Below are 17,215 nucleotides of genomic sequence, written 5' to 3' on the forward strand. Positions count from 1 at the left end.
CCTGCGCATCAGAGGGCCGGCCGCCGAGGCGCCTACAGATCGCTGACCGGGCTCACCGCGGGGAGGTCTTCCACCGGGCTGCCATGGGCGTCCAACCGCTCACTCAAGCTTCGCACGGAGGGTGCCTCGAACAAGGTGGGCACCGAAAGCCGGCTGCCCAGAGCCCTGTTGATCGCGGCGACGGCCCGCATGGCCGCGAGCGAATCTCCGCCCAGGTCGAAGAACGACTCATCGATCCCGACGCCGTCCAGACCAAGCACCTGGCAGTAGATGTCGGTCAGGATCTGCTCGACCAGCGTCGTCGGCGCCCCATCAGCGTTGCCGTTCCCGTTCTCGTGGTATCCGGGTAACGCCGCCGCCGTGATCGCCTGCGGGGGCCCCACGGCCCCGTTGCCCCGGCTATCCGGATGCGCGTGCCTACCGCCGGCTCGCACGACGATCGGTGGCAACGGCCGCGTCGGGTCGGCGGTCATGGCCACCAGCACCTGATCGAACCGCTCCATCAGTGTTTCGACGTCGGCCGCGTCGAACAGCTCCGCGCAGTATTGGAAGCGCAACTCCAGCTGGTTGCCCGGCAGGGCCTGGACCGTGAGCGGGTAGTGATAGTAGTCCCGGTTGGTGAGCTCGGTGATGGCCAACCCGTCCTCGGCCGACATTGCGGCGGCGTCCGTCGGGTAGTTCTCGTAGACGAATACGGTGTCGAACAGTCGTCGGTGGCCGGTGACGCGGTGGATCTCGCTGAGTCCCAGATGCTGGTGCTCCAGCGTGCGGTTGTGCGCGGTCTGCAGTTGGTCGAGCAGATCGGCGGTCGTGGTTTCTGCCGCGATGCCCGCCCGCACCGGCACCGTGTTGATCAACAGGCCGACCATCGAATCCGCGCCCGGCACCTCCGCGGGCCGCCCCGAGACGACGGCGCCGAAGGCGACATCATGCTGACCGGTCAACCACACCAGCAGGTGCGCCCAGGCGCCCTGGAGCACGGTGCTGACGGTGGTGTGACGTGAGCGCGCCAACTCGGTGACGGCCCGCGTGGTCTGCTCACAGAGCCGCAACGAGGCGACCCCTCGCCGTCCCAGCCCGAATCGATCCGACGGGCCGACCAATGTCGGGTCGTCGAAGCCGGCGAACGTCTCCCGCCACACTGCGCGGGCGGCGGCGCGGTCCCGATCGGCCAACCAGGTGATGAACCTGCGATACGACGGAGCCGCGGGCAGCCAGTGCCCGTAATAGCTGGCGAACAGCTCCCCCAGCAGGATCGGCAGCGACCAGCCGTCCAGCACGATGTGGTGATTGGTCAGCACGAACCGGTGCCGATCCACGGCGGTGCGGATCAAGGCGACGCGCAGGGCCGGCTGGTTGGCCATGTCGTAGACCGCTGCGCGTTCGGCGGCGCACACCCGCTGGATCTGCTCTTCCAGGTCCGGGCCGCCCGCGTCGAGGTCGATGTACCGCCAGGGCACCACGGGATCGGTCGGGATGATCTGCACCGGCTCGTCGAATTGCGCGCAGAACAGGGCCGCGAGGTTGGGATGCCGGTTGACCACCGTGTTCACGGCGTTGCGCAGGCGGTGCTGATCGAGTCGACCACTCAGCGTGATGTCGAGCTGTACGGCGTACACATCGTCGCCGCCGTGTGCGGTGCCGGCGTGGAACAGCAGGCCCTGCTGCAGGGGGGTCAGCGGCAGGACGTCGGCGACCCGATATTGCCGTTGCAGCTCGTCGATCTGCTCCTGGCTCAGGCGGGCGGGGACGACGTCGGAGGGCGTCAACCCGCCCCCTCCGCCCCGCACGTGCGCGCAGATGCCGGCCAGCGCGTCGAACCACAACCGGCTCAACCGGCTGATCTGAGCCTGATCCAGGGCCGAGGGCGCCCAGGTCCAGCCGGCGCGCAGCCGCGGTCCGGCGTCGGTCTCCACGGTGCCGGCGTTGAGTTCAAGGGTGTGCATCAGCGGCATCGGGATGGCGGCGGCGACGCCGGCGGCCGACGCGCCCTCCTGGCTGATCCGCCACGTGTCACGGGACGACTCGGTCGCCGGCGCCCCCAGGCGCCCGAGGTAGTTGAATCCGATCGGCGGATCCGCCCCGGCCACATCGACGTCGGGGTTCAGATAGCGCAGCAAACCGTAGGTGAGGCCGTCGGGCAGGGCCCGCAGCTGCTCCTTGGCCTCCTTGATCACCGCCCCCAGGGCGTCGGCGCCCGCGGTCACCTGCGCCCAGTCCAGGCCGCCCACCTCCAGGGCCACCGGGTACTTGGTGGTGAACCACCCCACGGTCCGCGACAGGTCCACATGTTCTTTCGATGCGGCCTGGTCCTCCTGGCGGCCGTGGCCCTCCACGTCGATGCCGATCGGCGCGCCACCACCGCCCACGAACTCCGTCAGCGCCAGGGCGAAGGCGATCAGCAAGATGTCGTGGATGCCGGCGTGGAATGCCGCCGGCACCTCTCCGAGCAGCATGCGGGTGGTGTCGGCGTCCAGCTCCGCGGACAGGTTCCCGGCTGCGGCGAAGGTATCCACGTCGGGTCGCACCGGCGGCAGCGCCGCCGGCACCGACGCGATCTGCCGCCACGCCTGCGCGAGCTCGGCCACCTCCGGCCGGCACGCGTGCTCGGCCAGCAGCGACGCCCACCGCCCGAACGACGTCCCGCCCGAGGGCAACGCCACCTGCTGCCCGGCGCGATGCTGCGCCCAGGCGATGTTGAAGTCTTCCAACAGGATTCGCCACGACACCCCGTCGACGGCCAGGTGATGAACGATCACGACCAGCTGACCCGTCGAGCTCACCCACAGCGCGCTGAGCATCCTTCCGGCCGCAGGCTTCAGCCGGGAGCGCGCCTCGATGACCGCCTCATCGGACAGCGTCTCCACCGCACGCAGGCAGTCGCGGGCGTTCACCGACCCCGCCTCGGGCACCGTCAGCGACCAGCCGCCGGCGTCCTCATCGACGCGCAGGCGCAGCATGGCGTGCCGATCGAGCAAGGCCTGCAACAGCATTGCCGCATCGGCCTCGCTGACGCCTGGCGGGGCTTGCAGCAGCACCGTCTGGTTGAACTGGTCGACCGGGCCGTCCACGCTGTGCAGCCAGCACATGATCGGCGTCGCGACCAGCGGACCCAGGCCCTCGTCGCTCACGTCGACGTCGTCGGCGGCCACCCCGGCCACCCGGGCCAGCCTGGCCACGGTCTGCTCGACGAAGATGTCGCGCGGTCGGCAGACCACACCGGCGGCCCGCGCCCGCGCGACCACCTGCATCGACAAGATGCTGTCGCCGCCGAGTTCGAAGAAGGAGTCGTCGACGCCGACCCGCTCGAGGCCGAGGACTTGGGCGTAGATGTCGGCCAGGATCTCCTCGACGGCGTCGGCCGGGGCACGGTAGGAGTCGCCGTCTTGGTATTCCGGTGCCGGCAGGGCTCGGGTGTCGAGTTTGCCGTTGACCGTCAGCGGCAGCGCATCGATGACCACGACGGCGGCCGGCACCATGTATGTCGGTAACCGCTCGGCCAGCGCCGCACGCGCGGACGTCCCGAACGAGGCCGGATCGAGGGTCCCGGTGGCGTATCCCACGAGGCGCTTGTCGCCGGGGCGGTCCTCCCGCACGATCACGACGGCCTGCGTGACGCCCTCCAGCGCGGCCAGCGCCGCCTGGATCTCGCCCAGCTCGATGCGATACCCGCGGATCTTGACCTGCTCGTCGGCGCGCCCCACGTACCGCAGCTGCCCGTCGGCGCCCCACCACACCAGGTCCCCGGTGCGATACATCCGCGTCCCGGGCTGCCCGAACGGACACGCCACAAACCGCGTCGAGCTCAGCCCCGCCCGGCCGACGTACCCGTCCGCGACTCCGGCGCCGGCGACATACAGTTCGCCCACCACGCCCGGCGGCACCGCGCGCAACGACCGATCGAGCACAAAGAAGCCGAGGTGGGCCAGCGGTACCCCGATCGGACTCACCACGGCGTCCACGTCCGCAGCCAGGATCTCCCGGAACGACGCATGCACCGTGGTCTCGGTGATCCCGTACATGTTGATCAGGCGCGGCGACCCCGGGTGACGCTGCCACCAGCTGCGCAACCGCGCCGGCTCCAACGCCTCGCCCCCGAACACCACCGCCTCCAGGCACAGCCGGTCGCCCAGCTCGGGCGCCAACGCCTCGGCGGTCTGCAGCGCATAGAACGCCGACGGCGTCTGGCTCAGCACACCCACCCGCTCGGCCACCAGCAACGACAGCAAATCCTCCGGCGAGCGCACCACCGCGTCGGGCACCACCACCACCCGCCCGCCGTAGAGCAGCGCGCCCCAGATCTCCCACACCGAGAAGTCGAATGCCAGCGAATGACACTGCGACCACACCCGGCCCGCCAACCCCATCTCGGCGTCCAGGGTCGCCAACAGCCGCGTCACGTTCCGGTGCGGGATCGCCACCCCCTTCGGCGTGCCCGTCGTCCCGGAGGTGTAGATCAGATAGGCCGTGTCGTCGGGCCCCGCGCCCGTCGGCGCGACACCGGAACCACTGTCATCGGCCAGCTCGTCGACGTCGATGACCGCCAGGTCAAACTCCGCCAACCGGTCGGCCAACCCCGCCGTCGTCACCGCTGCCGCCGGCGCGGCATCGCCGAGCACGAACTGCATCCGCGCCGCCGGCACCGACGGATCGATCGGCACGTACGCCGCCCCCGTCTTGACCACGGCCACCATCGCCACGATCGCTTCGATCGAACGCGGCAGCAGCAACGCCACCCGCTGCCCCGGGCCCACTCCCCGCCCCGCCAACGCCCGTGCCAACCGCGCGGACGCATCGTCCAGCGCCCGATACGTCACCGACCCACTGGAACAGTTCACCGCGACCGCCTCGGGGGTGCTCGCGACCTGCGCGGCAAACACCTCCGAGAGCGACACCGCCCGGCTCACCGGGGCCGTCAGACCCGCCCGGTTACCCCACCCCTGCAACCGGGCATGCTCGGCCTCGTCCAGCACATCGATCGACGACAGCCGCCGAGCCGGATCGGCCGTCATGGCCGCCAGCACCCGTTCCAGCCGTCGGATCAGGGTTTCGATGCTGGACGTGTCGAAGACGTCGGTGCGGAATTCCACCGCGCCCCAGATGCCGGCGGGCTCGCCGTCCTCGCCCCAGCGCTCGGCCAGGGAGAACGACAGGTCGAGGCGCGCGGTGCGGGTGTTGACCGGCAACTGGCTGACCTGAAGATCACCGAGGGCCAATCCGGCGGCGTCGCTGTCCTGCCACGCAAAGTTCTGCCAGGCCAGCATGACCTGGACCAGCGGGTGATGCGTCAGGCTGCGGGTGGGCTTGAGACGGTCGACCAACACCTCGAAGGGCACGTCCTGGTTCTCGTAGGCGGCCAGGCTGCGGCGACGCACCTGCGCAAGCAAGTCGGCGACACTGGGATCGCCACTGAGGTCGGCCCGCAACACCAACGTGTTGACGAAAAAGCCCACCAAGTCATCCAGCGCGGGATCGCGACGCCCGGCGATCGGGAAACCCACCGCCACATCGCTGCTGGCGCTCAGCCTCGACAGCAACACCGCCAGCGCCGCCTGCAACACCATGAAACTGGTCGCATTGTGCTCCCGGGCCACCTCGGCAACCCGCTGCTGCAACTCCGCCGGCCAGTCCACCGCCACCGTGGCCCCGCGATAATCCGCCATCGCCGGATACGGCCGATCGGTCGGCAGCTGCAGATGCTCGGGCATCCCCGCCAGCGCATCCTCCCAATAGGCCACCTGCGCAGCGATGCGGCTGCCGCTATCACCCAGATCGCCCAACTGCGCCCGCTGCCACAACGTGTAGTCCACGTACTGCACCGACAGGTCCGCCCAGCCCGGGGCCTGCCCGGCACACCGGCTGGCGTACGCCACCGCGAGGTCGTTCACCAGTGGCGCGATCGACCATCCGTCGGCGGCGATGTGGTGCATCACCGCCACGTACAGATGTTCGTCCTCGGCGACCCGGAACAGCCGCGCCCGCAGCGGAATCTCGGCGGCCAGATCAAACGGGTGCCGCACCACCTCGTCGATCGCCTCACCCAGCTCGTCGTCCGTCCAGCCGGTGGCATCCACCACCGCCCACCCGAAGTCGGCCCGCTCGGCGGGCACCACCACCTGCCGCGGCACCCCCTCGACCGCCGGGAACAACGTCCGCAGGCTCTCTTGGCGGCCGACCACATCGGCCAGCGCCGCACCCAGGGCCCCGGCGTCCAGGTGCCCGCTCAGCCGCAATGCCACCGGCAGGTTGTAGATCGGCGAAGGCCCCTGGAACTGGTCGATGAACCACAACCGGCTCTGGGCAAACGACAGCGGCACCACCGCCGGCCGCTCGCCGGCCACCAGCGGCTCCAGCCGGCCCTCACCCCCACCGATCCGCGTCGCCAACAAAGCGACCGTCGGCGCTTCAAACACCGCCCGCACGGTCAGACCCGCGTCCAGGGCGGCGTTGACCGCGGCGATCAACCGCATCGCCGACAACGAATCCCCACCCAGGTCGAAGAACGAGTCGTCCACCCCGACGCGCTCGACACCCAGCACCTGGGCGTAGACGCTGGACAGGATCTCCTCGGTGAGGGTGGTCGGGGCGCGGTATTGGCCGGCGTCCTGGTACTCCGGCGCCGGCAGGGCCCGCTTGTCCAGTTTGCCGCCAACGGTCAACGGCAGCGCGTCGAGCACCACGATGGCGGCGGGGACCATGTACGGCGGCAGCCGCTCGGCCAGCGCGGCGCGCAGCTTGACCGGCTCGGCGGTCCCGGTCACATATCCCACCAGGCGCTTGTCGCCGGGACGGTCCTCGCGCGCGATCACCGCCGCCTGCTGCACCCCGTCCAGCGCGGCCAGTGCGGCTTGGACTTCGCCGGGCTCGATGCGGTAGCCGCGGATCTTGACCTGCTCGTCGGCGCGCCCGAGGTACTGCAGCTGCCCGTCGGCGCGCCACCGCACCAGGTCGCCGGTGCGGTACATCCGCGTGCCCGGCTCCCCGAAGGGGGCGGCAACGAACCGGGAGGCGGTCAATTCGGCGCGGCCGACGTATCCGACCCCGACGCCGCGGCCGACCACGTACAACTCACCGACCACACCCGCCGGCACGGGTCGCAACCACTCGTCGAGGACGAACAGAGCGGCGGTCGGTACCGGGGCGCCGATCGGCGCCGCGCCGGATCCGAACGAGTCCTCCGTGTTCAGAGGCGCGCTCATCGAGACGTACACCGTGGCCTCGGTCGGCCCGTAGGCGTTGATCACCACCCGCCCGGGCGCCCACTGCTCCACCACCTCGGCCGAGCAGGCCTCGCCGCCGAGCAGCACCGCCACCGACTCCAAGCCCTGCGGGTTCAGTGCGGTCACCGCCGACGGGGTCTGGGTCAGCACATTGACCCGTTCGCTGAGCAGCAGCTCGTGGAAATCGTCGGGCGAGCCGACGACCGCGTCGGGCACCACCACCAGCCGTCCCCCGCCGAGCAGCGCGGCCCAGATCTCCCACACCGAGAAGTCGAACGCGTAGGAGTGGCACTGCGTCCACACCTGCGCCGCGGGCAGGTGTGTGGGTGTCGACTCCGCCAGGTGGGCGAGGTTGTGGTGGGTGATGGCCACCCCTTTGGGGGTCCCCGTGGTACCCGAGGTGTAGATGAGGTATGCGATGTCGTCGGGGGCCGGCGCCGGCAGTGCGCTCCCGGGCGCGACGTCGGCGTCGGTTTCTGCGAGGTGGTCGATGTCCAGGATCGCCAGTTGGCGGCCGCGCAGGCGGTCGGCCAATGCGGTGGTGGTGATCGCCGCGATCGGCGCGGCGTCGTCGAGCATGAACTGCATCCGGGCCGGCGGGAGTGCCGGGTCGATCGCCAGGTACGCGGCACCGGTTTTCAGCGCGGCCAGCATGGCCACGACGGCCTGGGCCGAGCGCTCCATCAGCAACACCACGCAGGCGCCCGGGCGGACCCCGCATCCAGCCAGCGCGTGCGCGAGCCGGTCGGCTGCTGCATCGAGCTCCCGGTAGGTCAACGACCCGTGCCCGGAGCTCACCGCCACCGCGTCCGGCGTGCGCGCCACCTGCGCGGCGAACAACGCCGGTACCGATCCCACCGCCCGTGGGGCCCGGGTCAACGACGCGCGGTTGCCTACTTCATCCAGACGGCGGCGCTCGGCGGCGTCGAGCACATCGATGGACGACAGCCGCCGCCGCGGGTCGGTGGTCATGGCCGCCAGCACCCGGTGCAGCCGTTGGATCAGGGTTTCGATGCTGGACGCGTCGAAGACGTCGGTGCGGAATTCCACCGCGCCCCAGATGCCGGCGGGCTCGCCGTCCTCGCCCCAGCGCTCGGCCAGGGAAATCGAGAGGTCCATGCGGGCGGTGCGGGTGTCGAGCGGTAGCTGGGTGACCTGCAGGTCGCCCAGGGCCATCCCGACGGCGGGATCGAGGGGACCGTTGTCCTGCCAGTTCTGCCAGGCCAGCATGACCTGGACCAGCGGGTGATGGGTCAGGCTGCGGGTGGGGTTGAGCCGCTCGACGAGCGCCTCGAAGGGCACGTCCTGGTTCTCGTAGGCGGCCAGGCTGCGGCGACGCACCTGAGCCAACAGATCGGCGACACTGGGGTCCCCGGACAGGTCGGCCCGCAACACCAGCGTGTTGACGAAAAAGCCCACCAGATCATCGAGCGCGGGATCGCGACGCCCGGCGATCGGGAAACCCACCGCCACATCGCTGCTGGCGCTCAGCTTGGAGAGCAACACCGCCAGCGCGGCCTGCAGCACCATGAAACTGGTCGCATTGTGCTCCCGGGCCACCTGGGCAACCCGCTGCTGCAACTCCGCCGGCCAGTCCACCGCCACGGTGGCCCCGCGATAATCCGCCACCGCCGGATACGGCCGATCGGTCGGCAGCTGCAGATGCTCGGGCATCCCGGCCAGCGCATCCTCCCAATAGGCCACCTGCGCAGCGATGCGGCTGCCGCTATCACCCAGATCGCCCAACTGCGCCCGCTGCCACAACGTGTAGTCCACGTACTGCACCGACAGGTCCGCCCAGCCCGGGGCCTGCCCGGCACACCGGCTGGCGTAGGCGATGCCCGTATCGCGCACCAGCGGCATGATCGACGAGCCGTCCGCGGCGATGTGGTGCATCACCGCCACGTAGACATGCTCGGTCTCGGCGACCCGGAACAGCCGGGCGCGCAGCGGAATCTCGGCGGCGAGATCGAACGGGTGCCGCACCACCTCGTCGATCGCCTCACCCAGCGCGTCGTCCGTCCAGCCGGTGGCATCCACCACCGCCCACCCGAAGTCGGCCCGCTCGGCGGGCACCACCACCTGCCGCGGCACCCCCTCGACCGCCGGGAACAACGTCCGCAGGGCCTCTTGGCGGCCGACCACATCGGCGATGGCCGCACCCAGGGCCGCGGCGTCCAGGTGCCCGCTCAGCCGCAACGCCACCGGCAGGTTGTAGATCGGCGAAGGCCCCTGGAACTGGTCGATGAACCACAACCGGCTCTGGGCGAACGACAGCGGCACCACCGCCGGCCGCTCCCCGGCCACCAGGGGCTCCAGCCGGCCCTCGTCCCCGCCGATCCGGGTTGCCAGCTGGGCCACCGTGGGCGCCTCGAACACCGCGCGCACCGACAGGCCGGCGTCCAGGGCGGCGTTGACCGCGGCGATGAGCCGCATCGCCGACAACGAATCCCCACCCAGGTCGAAGAACGAGTCGTCGACGCCGACCAGCAGGGGGGGCTCCACGCCCAGCACCTGGGCGTAGATCCCGGCCAGCACCTCCTCGACCGCGTTGGTCGGGGCGCGGTAGTGGCCGGTGTCCTGGTACTCCGGCGCCGGCAGGGCGCGGGTGTCGATCTTGCCGTTGACCGTCAACGGCAACGCATCGATGACCACCACCGCGGTCGGCACCATGTACGACGGCAGCCGCTCGGCCAGCGCGCCGCGCAGCGTGTGAGGGTCCGCGGTCCCGGTCACGTACCCCACCAGGCGCTTGTCGCCGGGGCGGTCCTCGCGCGCGATCACCACCGCATGCTCGACGCCGTCCAGCGCGTTCAGCGCCGCCTGGATCTCGCCGAGTTCGATGCGGTAGCCGCGGATCTTGACCTGCTCGTCGGCGCGCCCCACATACCGCAGCTCTCCGTCGGCGCCCCACCACACCAGGTCCCCGGTGCGATACATGCGCGCCCCGGGCTCGCCGAAGGGACACGCCACAAAGCGGGTCGCACTCAATCCCGGCCGGCCGACATATCCGTCGGCCACGCCCGCGCCGGCGACGTACAGTTCGCCCACCACGCCCGGCGGCACCGCCCGCAGCCAGCCGTCCAGCACGAAGAACCCCAGGTGGGCCAGCGGCACCCCGATGGGGCTGACCACGGCGTCCACATCGGCGGCGACGATCTCCCGGAACGAGGCGTGCACCGTCGTCTCGGTGATGCCGTACATGTTGATCAGGCGCGGCAGGCCCGGATGTTTCTCCAGCCACGGGCGCAGCCGGTGGGGTTCGAGTGCCTCACCGCCGAACACCACGGCCTCCAGGCCGAGCGCATTCCCGTGCCCGGCCTGTGCATCGGCGGCCTGGAGCGCATAGAACGCCGACGGCGTTTGACTGAGCACGCCGACCCGCTCGGCCGCCAGCAGGGCGTGCAGGTCTTCCGGCGAGCGCACCACCGCGTCGGGCACCACCACCACCCGCCCGCCGTAGAGCAGCGCACCCCAGATCTCCCACACCGAGAAGTCGAATGCCAGCGAGTGACACTGCGACCACACCCGGCCCGCCAGCTCCATCTCGGCGTCCAGGGTCGCCAACAGCCGCGTCACATTCCGGTGCGGGATCGCCACCCCCTTGGGCGTGCCCGTCGTCCCCGACGTGTAGATGAGGTATGCGATGTCGTCGGGGGCCGGCCCCGGCAGTGCCGTCCCGGGTTGGTGGGCGACCGAGGTATCGGCGGTATCGGCGATATCGATGACCCAGAGGTTGTGCCCGCTGAGCCGGTCGGCCAGCGCGGCGGTGGTGACAGCGGCGACCGGCGCGGCATCCCCGAGCACGAACTGCATCCGCGTCGCGGGGACGGCCGGGTCGATCGGCACGTATGTCGCGCCGGTCTTCGCGACGGCCAGCATTGCGACGATCGCCTCGGCCGAGCGCGGCAGCAACAACGCCACCCGCTGCCCGGCACCCACACCGCGGGCTGCCAACTCATGCGCCAATCGGTCGGCCGACGCATCGAGCTCCCGATACGTCGTCGGCACACCCTCGAAGGTCACCGCCACCGCGTCCGGCGTGCGCGCGGCCTGCGCGGCGAAGGCGGCCGGGATCGACACCGGCGCGCCCATCGACCGGGTCAATGCGGCCCGGTTACCCCAGCCGTCCAACCGCGCATGCTCGGATTGGTCCAGCACATCCAACGACGACAACCGCCGACCCGGATCGGTCGTCATCGCGCAGAGCACGCGCTCGAACCGCCGCATCAGGGTTTCGATGCCGGCCTCATCGAACACATCGGTGTCGAATTCGACCCGTAGGGCCATTTCGTCGCCCGGCAGCGCCTGGACCGCAAGCGGGTAGTGGTTGTATTCGCGGTGGGTGAACTCGGTGATGGCCAGCCCGTCCGCACCCGACAGCGCGGCGGTGTCGAGCGGGTAGTTCTCGTAGACGAAGAACGTGTCGAAGAGCTGGTCCTGGCCGGCGACGCGGTGAATCTCGTTGAGCGCCAGATGCTGGTGATCGAGGGTGTGGTTGTGTTCGTCGTGCAGCTGGGCGAGCAGGTCCGTGGTGGTGGCGGCGGTGACGCGCGCCCGCACGGGCACCGTGTTGATGAAGAGGCCCACCATCGAGTCCGCGCCGGAGACTTCGGCCGGCCGGCCCGAGACCGTTGTCCCGAAGGCGACGTCAGGGTGCCCGGTCAGCCATACCAGCAGCTGCGTCCAGGCGCCCTGCAGGACGGTGCTGACGGTGGTGTGGTGCGAGCGCGCCAGATCGCCGACGGCCGGCGTGAGGTGTTCGGGCAGCCGAAACGACGCGACGCCTCGCCGCCCCAGCCCCAGGCCGCCCGGCGGACCCACGAGCGTGGGCGCCTCGAATCCGGCCAGGACCTCACCCCACGCGGCGCGGGCGGCATCGAGGTCACGGCCGGCCAGCCACGAGACGAATCTGCGATACGGGACCGCCGCGGGCAGCCAGTGCCCGTAATAGCTGGCGAACAGCTCCCCCAGCAGGATCGGCAACGACCAGCCGTCCAGCACGATGTGGTGGTTGGTGAGCACGAGCCGGTGGTGATTTTCCGCCGTGCGGATCAGGACCGCCCGAAAGGCCGCCTGCTGGGCGATATCGCACACCGCCGCGCGTTCGACGGCACATATCTGCCGGATCTCCTCGTCGAGTTCCGCCGCCCCGACGAGGTCGACGTACCGCCACGGCACGACGGGATCGGCCGGGATGATCTGCATCGGCACGTCGAACTTCGCGGAGAATCGCGCCGCCAGGTTGGGATGCCGTTTGACCACGTTGTGCACGGCCTCGCGGAGGCGGTGCTGGTCGAGCCGACCGGTCAGCGTGAGATCGAGCTGCACCGCATAAACGTCGTCCTCACCCTGCGCGGTGCTGGCATGAAACAGCAGCCCCTGTTGCAGGGGGGTCAGCGGCAATACGTCAGCTATCCGCATATTGCCGCTGAAGCTCGTCGATCTGCTCCTGGCTGAGACCGACTGCGATATCGGACGGTGTCAACCCTCCCCCTCCGCCTCGCACGTGCGCGCACATGCCGGCCAGCGCGTCGAACCACAACCGGCTCAACCGGCTGATCTGAGCCTGATCCAGGGCCGAGGGCGCCCAGGTCCAGCTGGCGCGCAGCCGCGGCCCGGTGTCGGTGTCGATGACGCCGGCGTTGAGTTCGAGGGTGTGCATCAGCGGCATGGGGATGGCGGCGGCGACGCCGGTGACCGACCAGCCGTCCTGGCAGATCTCCCACACATCACCGGAAAGATCGGCCTCCCCCGCGCCCAGGCGCCCCAGGTAGTTGAACCCGATCGGCGGATCGGTGACCGCCAGATCGACGTCTTGGTTCAGGTAGCGCAGCAAACCGTAGGTGAGGCCGTCGGGCAGGGCCCGAAGTTGCTCCTTGGCCTCCTTGATCGCCGCCCCCAGGGCGTCGGCGCCCGCGGTGACCTGCGCCCAATCCAGCGCGCCCACGTGCAGGGCCACCGGGTACTTGGTGGTGAACCACCCCACGGTGCGCGACAGGTCCACGTGCTCGTCCGGGGCGAAGAGTTCTTCCTCGCGCCCGTGGCCCTCGACGTCAATGCCGATCGGGGCCCCGCCGCTGCCGACGAATTCGGCCACCGCCAGGGCGAACGCGATCAACAAGATCTCGTGGACGCCGGCGTGGAATGCCGCCGGCACCTCTCCGAGCAGCATGCGGGTGGTGTCGGCATCCAGCTCCGCGGACATGTTCCCGGCGGCGGCGAAGGTATCCACGTCGGGTCGCACCGGCGGCAGCCCCGCCGGCACCGACGCGACCTGCCGCCACGCCTGCGCGAGCTCGGCCACCTCCGGCCGGCACGCGTGCTCGGCCAGCAGCGACGCCCACCGCCCGAACGACGTCCCACCCGAGGGCAACGCCACCTGCTGGCCGGCGCGATGCTGAACCCAGGCCAGGTTGAGGTCCTCCACCAAAATCCGCCACGACATTCCGTCGACGGCCAAGTGATGGGCCACCAGGACCAACTGGCCGGTCGGGACCACCCAAAGCGCGCTGAGCATCCGCCCGGCCGACGGGTTCAGCCGGGAGCGCGCCTCGATCACCGCCTCATCGGAGAGCGTGTCCACCGCCCGCAGGAGCTGCCGCGCGTCCACCGAGCCCGCCTCGGGCACCGTCAGCGACCAGCCCCCGGCGTCCTCGTCCACGCGCAGCCGCAGCATGGCGTGCCGATCGAGCAAGGCCTGCAACACCACGGCCACGTCGGACTCGGTCACCCCGACGGGTGCCTGCATCAACAGCGTCTGGTTGAACTGGTCGACCGGGCCGTCCACGCTGTGCAGCCAGCACATGATCGGCGTCGCGACCAACGACCCCAGGCCCGCGTCGCTCACGTCGACATCGCCGGCGGCCACCCCGGCCACCCGGGCCAGCCTGGCCACGGTCTGCTCGACGAAGATGTCGCGCGGTCGGCAGACCACACCGGCGGCCCGCGCCCGCGCGACCACCTGCATCGACAAGATGCTGTCCCCGCCCAGCTCGAAGAACGACTCGTCCACACCGACCCGCTCGAGGCCGAGGACCTGGGCGTAGATGTCGGCCAGGATCTCCTCGACGGCGTCGGCCGGGGCACGGTAGCGATCGACGTCCTGGTACTCCGGTGCCGGCAGGGCCCGCCTGTCGAGTTTGCCGTTGACCGTCAGCGGCAGCGCATCGATGACCACCACGGCGGCCGGCACCATGTACGCCGGCAACCGCTCCCCGAGTTCGGCGCGCGCCGTGGTCCCGAACGAGGCGCGGTCGACGGTCCCCGTGACGTACCCGACGAGGCGCTTGTCGCCGGGGCGGTCCTCCCGCACGATCACCACGGCCTGCTTGACCCCGTCCAGCGCGGCCAGCGCCGCCTGGACCTCGCCCAGCTCGATGCGATACCCGCGGATCTTGACCTGCTCGTCGGCGCGCCCCACATATCGCAGCTGCCCGTCGGCGCCCCACCACACCAGGTCCCCGGTGCGATACATGCGCGCCCCGGGCCCGCCGAACGGGCACGCCACAAACCGCGTCGCCGACAAGCCCGGCCGGCGCCAGTACCCGCAACCCGCGCCCGAGCCGGCCACGTACAGCTCGCCGACGACACCCGCCGGGACCGGCCGCAGCCAGCCGTCGAGCACGAAGAAACCAAGGTGGGCCAGCGGCACCCCGATGGGACTGACGAGGCTGTCCGCATCGGCGGCGGCGATCTCCCGGAACGACGCGTGCACCGTGGTCTCGGTGGTGCCGTAGAGGTTGAGCAGGCGCGGTCGCTCCGGGTGATTGTCCAGCCACGCCCGCAGCCGGCGGGGTTCCAGCGCTTCGCCGGCGAAGATGACGGCCTCGAGCTTGAGCTGGCGTGCGAGCTCGGGTGAGAGCGCGTCGGCGGCCTGCAGCGCATAGAACGCCGACGGAGTCTGGCTCAAGACGCCGACCTGTTCCCTGACCAATAGCGCGTGGAAATCCTCGGGCGAACGCGCCACCGACTCGGGCACCACCACGAGGCGCCCACCGTACAAGAGCGCACCCCAGATCTCGCACACCGAGACGTCGAACGCCAGGGAATGCCACTGCGACCACACCTGCCCGGGCGCCAGTTCCAGGTCCAGGGACTCCAGCAGCCGCGTCACGTTCTGGTGGGTGATGGCCACGCCCTTGGGCACACCGGTCGTTCCCGAGGTGTAGATGAGGTACGCGATGTTGTCCGGGTCCGGCTCCGGCAGCGGGGTGCCGGAGCTGCCGTCGGCGGCGCCGGCTGGCAAATCGTCGACGTCGATGATCAGCAGATCGCGCCCGCCCAGCTTGTCGAGCAGCCCCGCGTTGGTGATCGCAGCGATCGGTGCGGCGTCATCGAGCATGAACTCGATGCGGGCCGGCGGCACCGCCGGGTCGATCGGCACGTACGCCGCGCCGGTCTTCAGCACGGCGAGGATCGCCACGATGGCCTCGGCCGAGCGCGGCAACAGCATCGCCACGCGCCGCCCCGGGCCCACACCGCCGTCGGCGAGCAGCCGCGCCAACCGGTTGGCGGCCTCGTCAACCTCGCGGTAGGTCAGCGAGCGCTCCCCGCACGTGACGGCGACCGCCTCCGGGGCGCGCGCCACCTGCGCGGCGAACGACGCCGGGATCGACGCCGGCGCGCTCACCGACCGGGTCAGGACCTCCCGATTGCCCCAGCCATCCAGCCGGACGTGTTCACGCTCCTCGAGCACGTCCATCGAGGACAACGGCCGCGCGGGATCGGTGGTCATCTCCACCAACAGCCGGCCCAGGCGCCTCGCCAAATCGGATACGTCGGCATTCGAGAACGGGCCCCCGGCGCCCGACGTGCTGAGGAAAAGCTGGTCACCGGCGCCGGAGAAGATCAGCCCGAAGGCGCCCACCTGGCCGGGATTGGTGAACGACGCCGACGCGGTGACACCGGCGAAGTCCATGGTCATTTTCGACGGCATGAAGTTGACGCTCACCCGCTCGGCTGACTGCCCGGCGCCGCGCGGGTCGGCTTTGCGTTCCAGCGCATGTACCGGGAACCGCTGATGCTGCAGCGCTTCCCTGATTCGGGTATCGACGTGCTGACAGAACTCGGCCACCGTGGCCGCGGGCGAAACGCGCAAAACCAGCGGCACCACCCCGGAGATCATCCCGGGCAGCGTCTTGGACTCCAGACGCACCCGCCTGCTGACGGGGAAGTCCAGCACCACCTCGGAGCCGTCGGCGCACCATCCACGCACCAGCAGTGCGCTGGCGGCGGTGATCACCGAGGACCGCGGCATATTCCACTGTTGGGACAACTCCTGGACCTGCCGAAGCACCGCGGGATCCAGGCGAACGGGCGCCGAAGGCTGAGACGGATCCTCGTCGCCCGCGGCCTGCGGTAATTGATGGTGCGGTCCGCTTTCCGCCGGGAGGTTTCGAGTCCAGTAGTCCTGGTCTTCCAGGTAATCGGTGGACGCTTCGTATTCGGACTCGCAGCGGACGAGGTCCTGCAGCGACCCGAAGAAGGCGGGCGGAATTGGTGCGTCAGAAACGATTGCGGCGTAGACCGTCGCAATCCGGTTGGCGATGAGAGTTATTCCGGATCCGTCGATGACCAGGTGGTGGAAGCACCCGAACAGATAAAACTCATCCGACCATGTTTGAAACAACGCGAATTTGAACAGCGGACCCGTCGACGGCATCGGGGTGCGCTGGATCTTCAGCGCTATCTCCCGGGCTTCCTGCACCGGATGGCGCGAGTCGCTGAGATCGTAGAAATCGACCTCGAGGTCCGACTGATCGATCGCCCGTTGGAAGATCTGCCCGTCCAACTCGAAGATGGCGGCCCTGGCCGGTTCGGCCTCGCTCATAGCGTGACGGATCGCCCGCTCGAGCAAGTCGCGCTCTACCGTGCCGTCAAAGCGCACGAGGACGCCGAGCTGCCACTCCGTGGCGGACTGACCCGTTTCCTGCGCAAGCCAAATGTCAAGCTGTCCCCGCGTCAGCGGGAGCGCCCGGTCATCAAGTTCCATC

The 17,215-nt window shown here is 70.3% G+C and carries 2 protein-coding genes; both read right to left on the reverse strand.

The window, feature by feature from the left end; all coding sequences use genetic code 11:
- Positions 1–32: 32 nt before the first annotated feature.
- Positions 33–12,644, reverse strand: coding sequence for a non-ribosomal peptide synthetase (locus BN971_RS05830; RefSeq protein WP_169718576.1), 12,612 nt, complete (start codon positions 12,642–12,644; stop codon positions 33–35).
- Positions 12,631–17,214, reverse strand: coding sequence for a non-ribosomal peptide synthetase (locus BN971_RS24505; protein ID WP_139027050.1), 4,584 nt, complete (start codon positions 17,212–17,214; stop codon positions 12,631–12,633). Before BN971_RS24505 ends, BN971_RS05830 begins: the two co-directional genes overlap by 14 nt.
- Between the last annotated feature and the right edge of the window lies 1 nt (position 17,215).

Source organism: Mycobacterium bohemicum DSM 44277 (assembly GCF_001053185.1).
GTDB lineage: Bacteria > Actinomycetota > Actinomycetes > Mycobacteriales > Mycobacteriaceae > Mycobacterium > Mycobacterium bohemicum.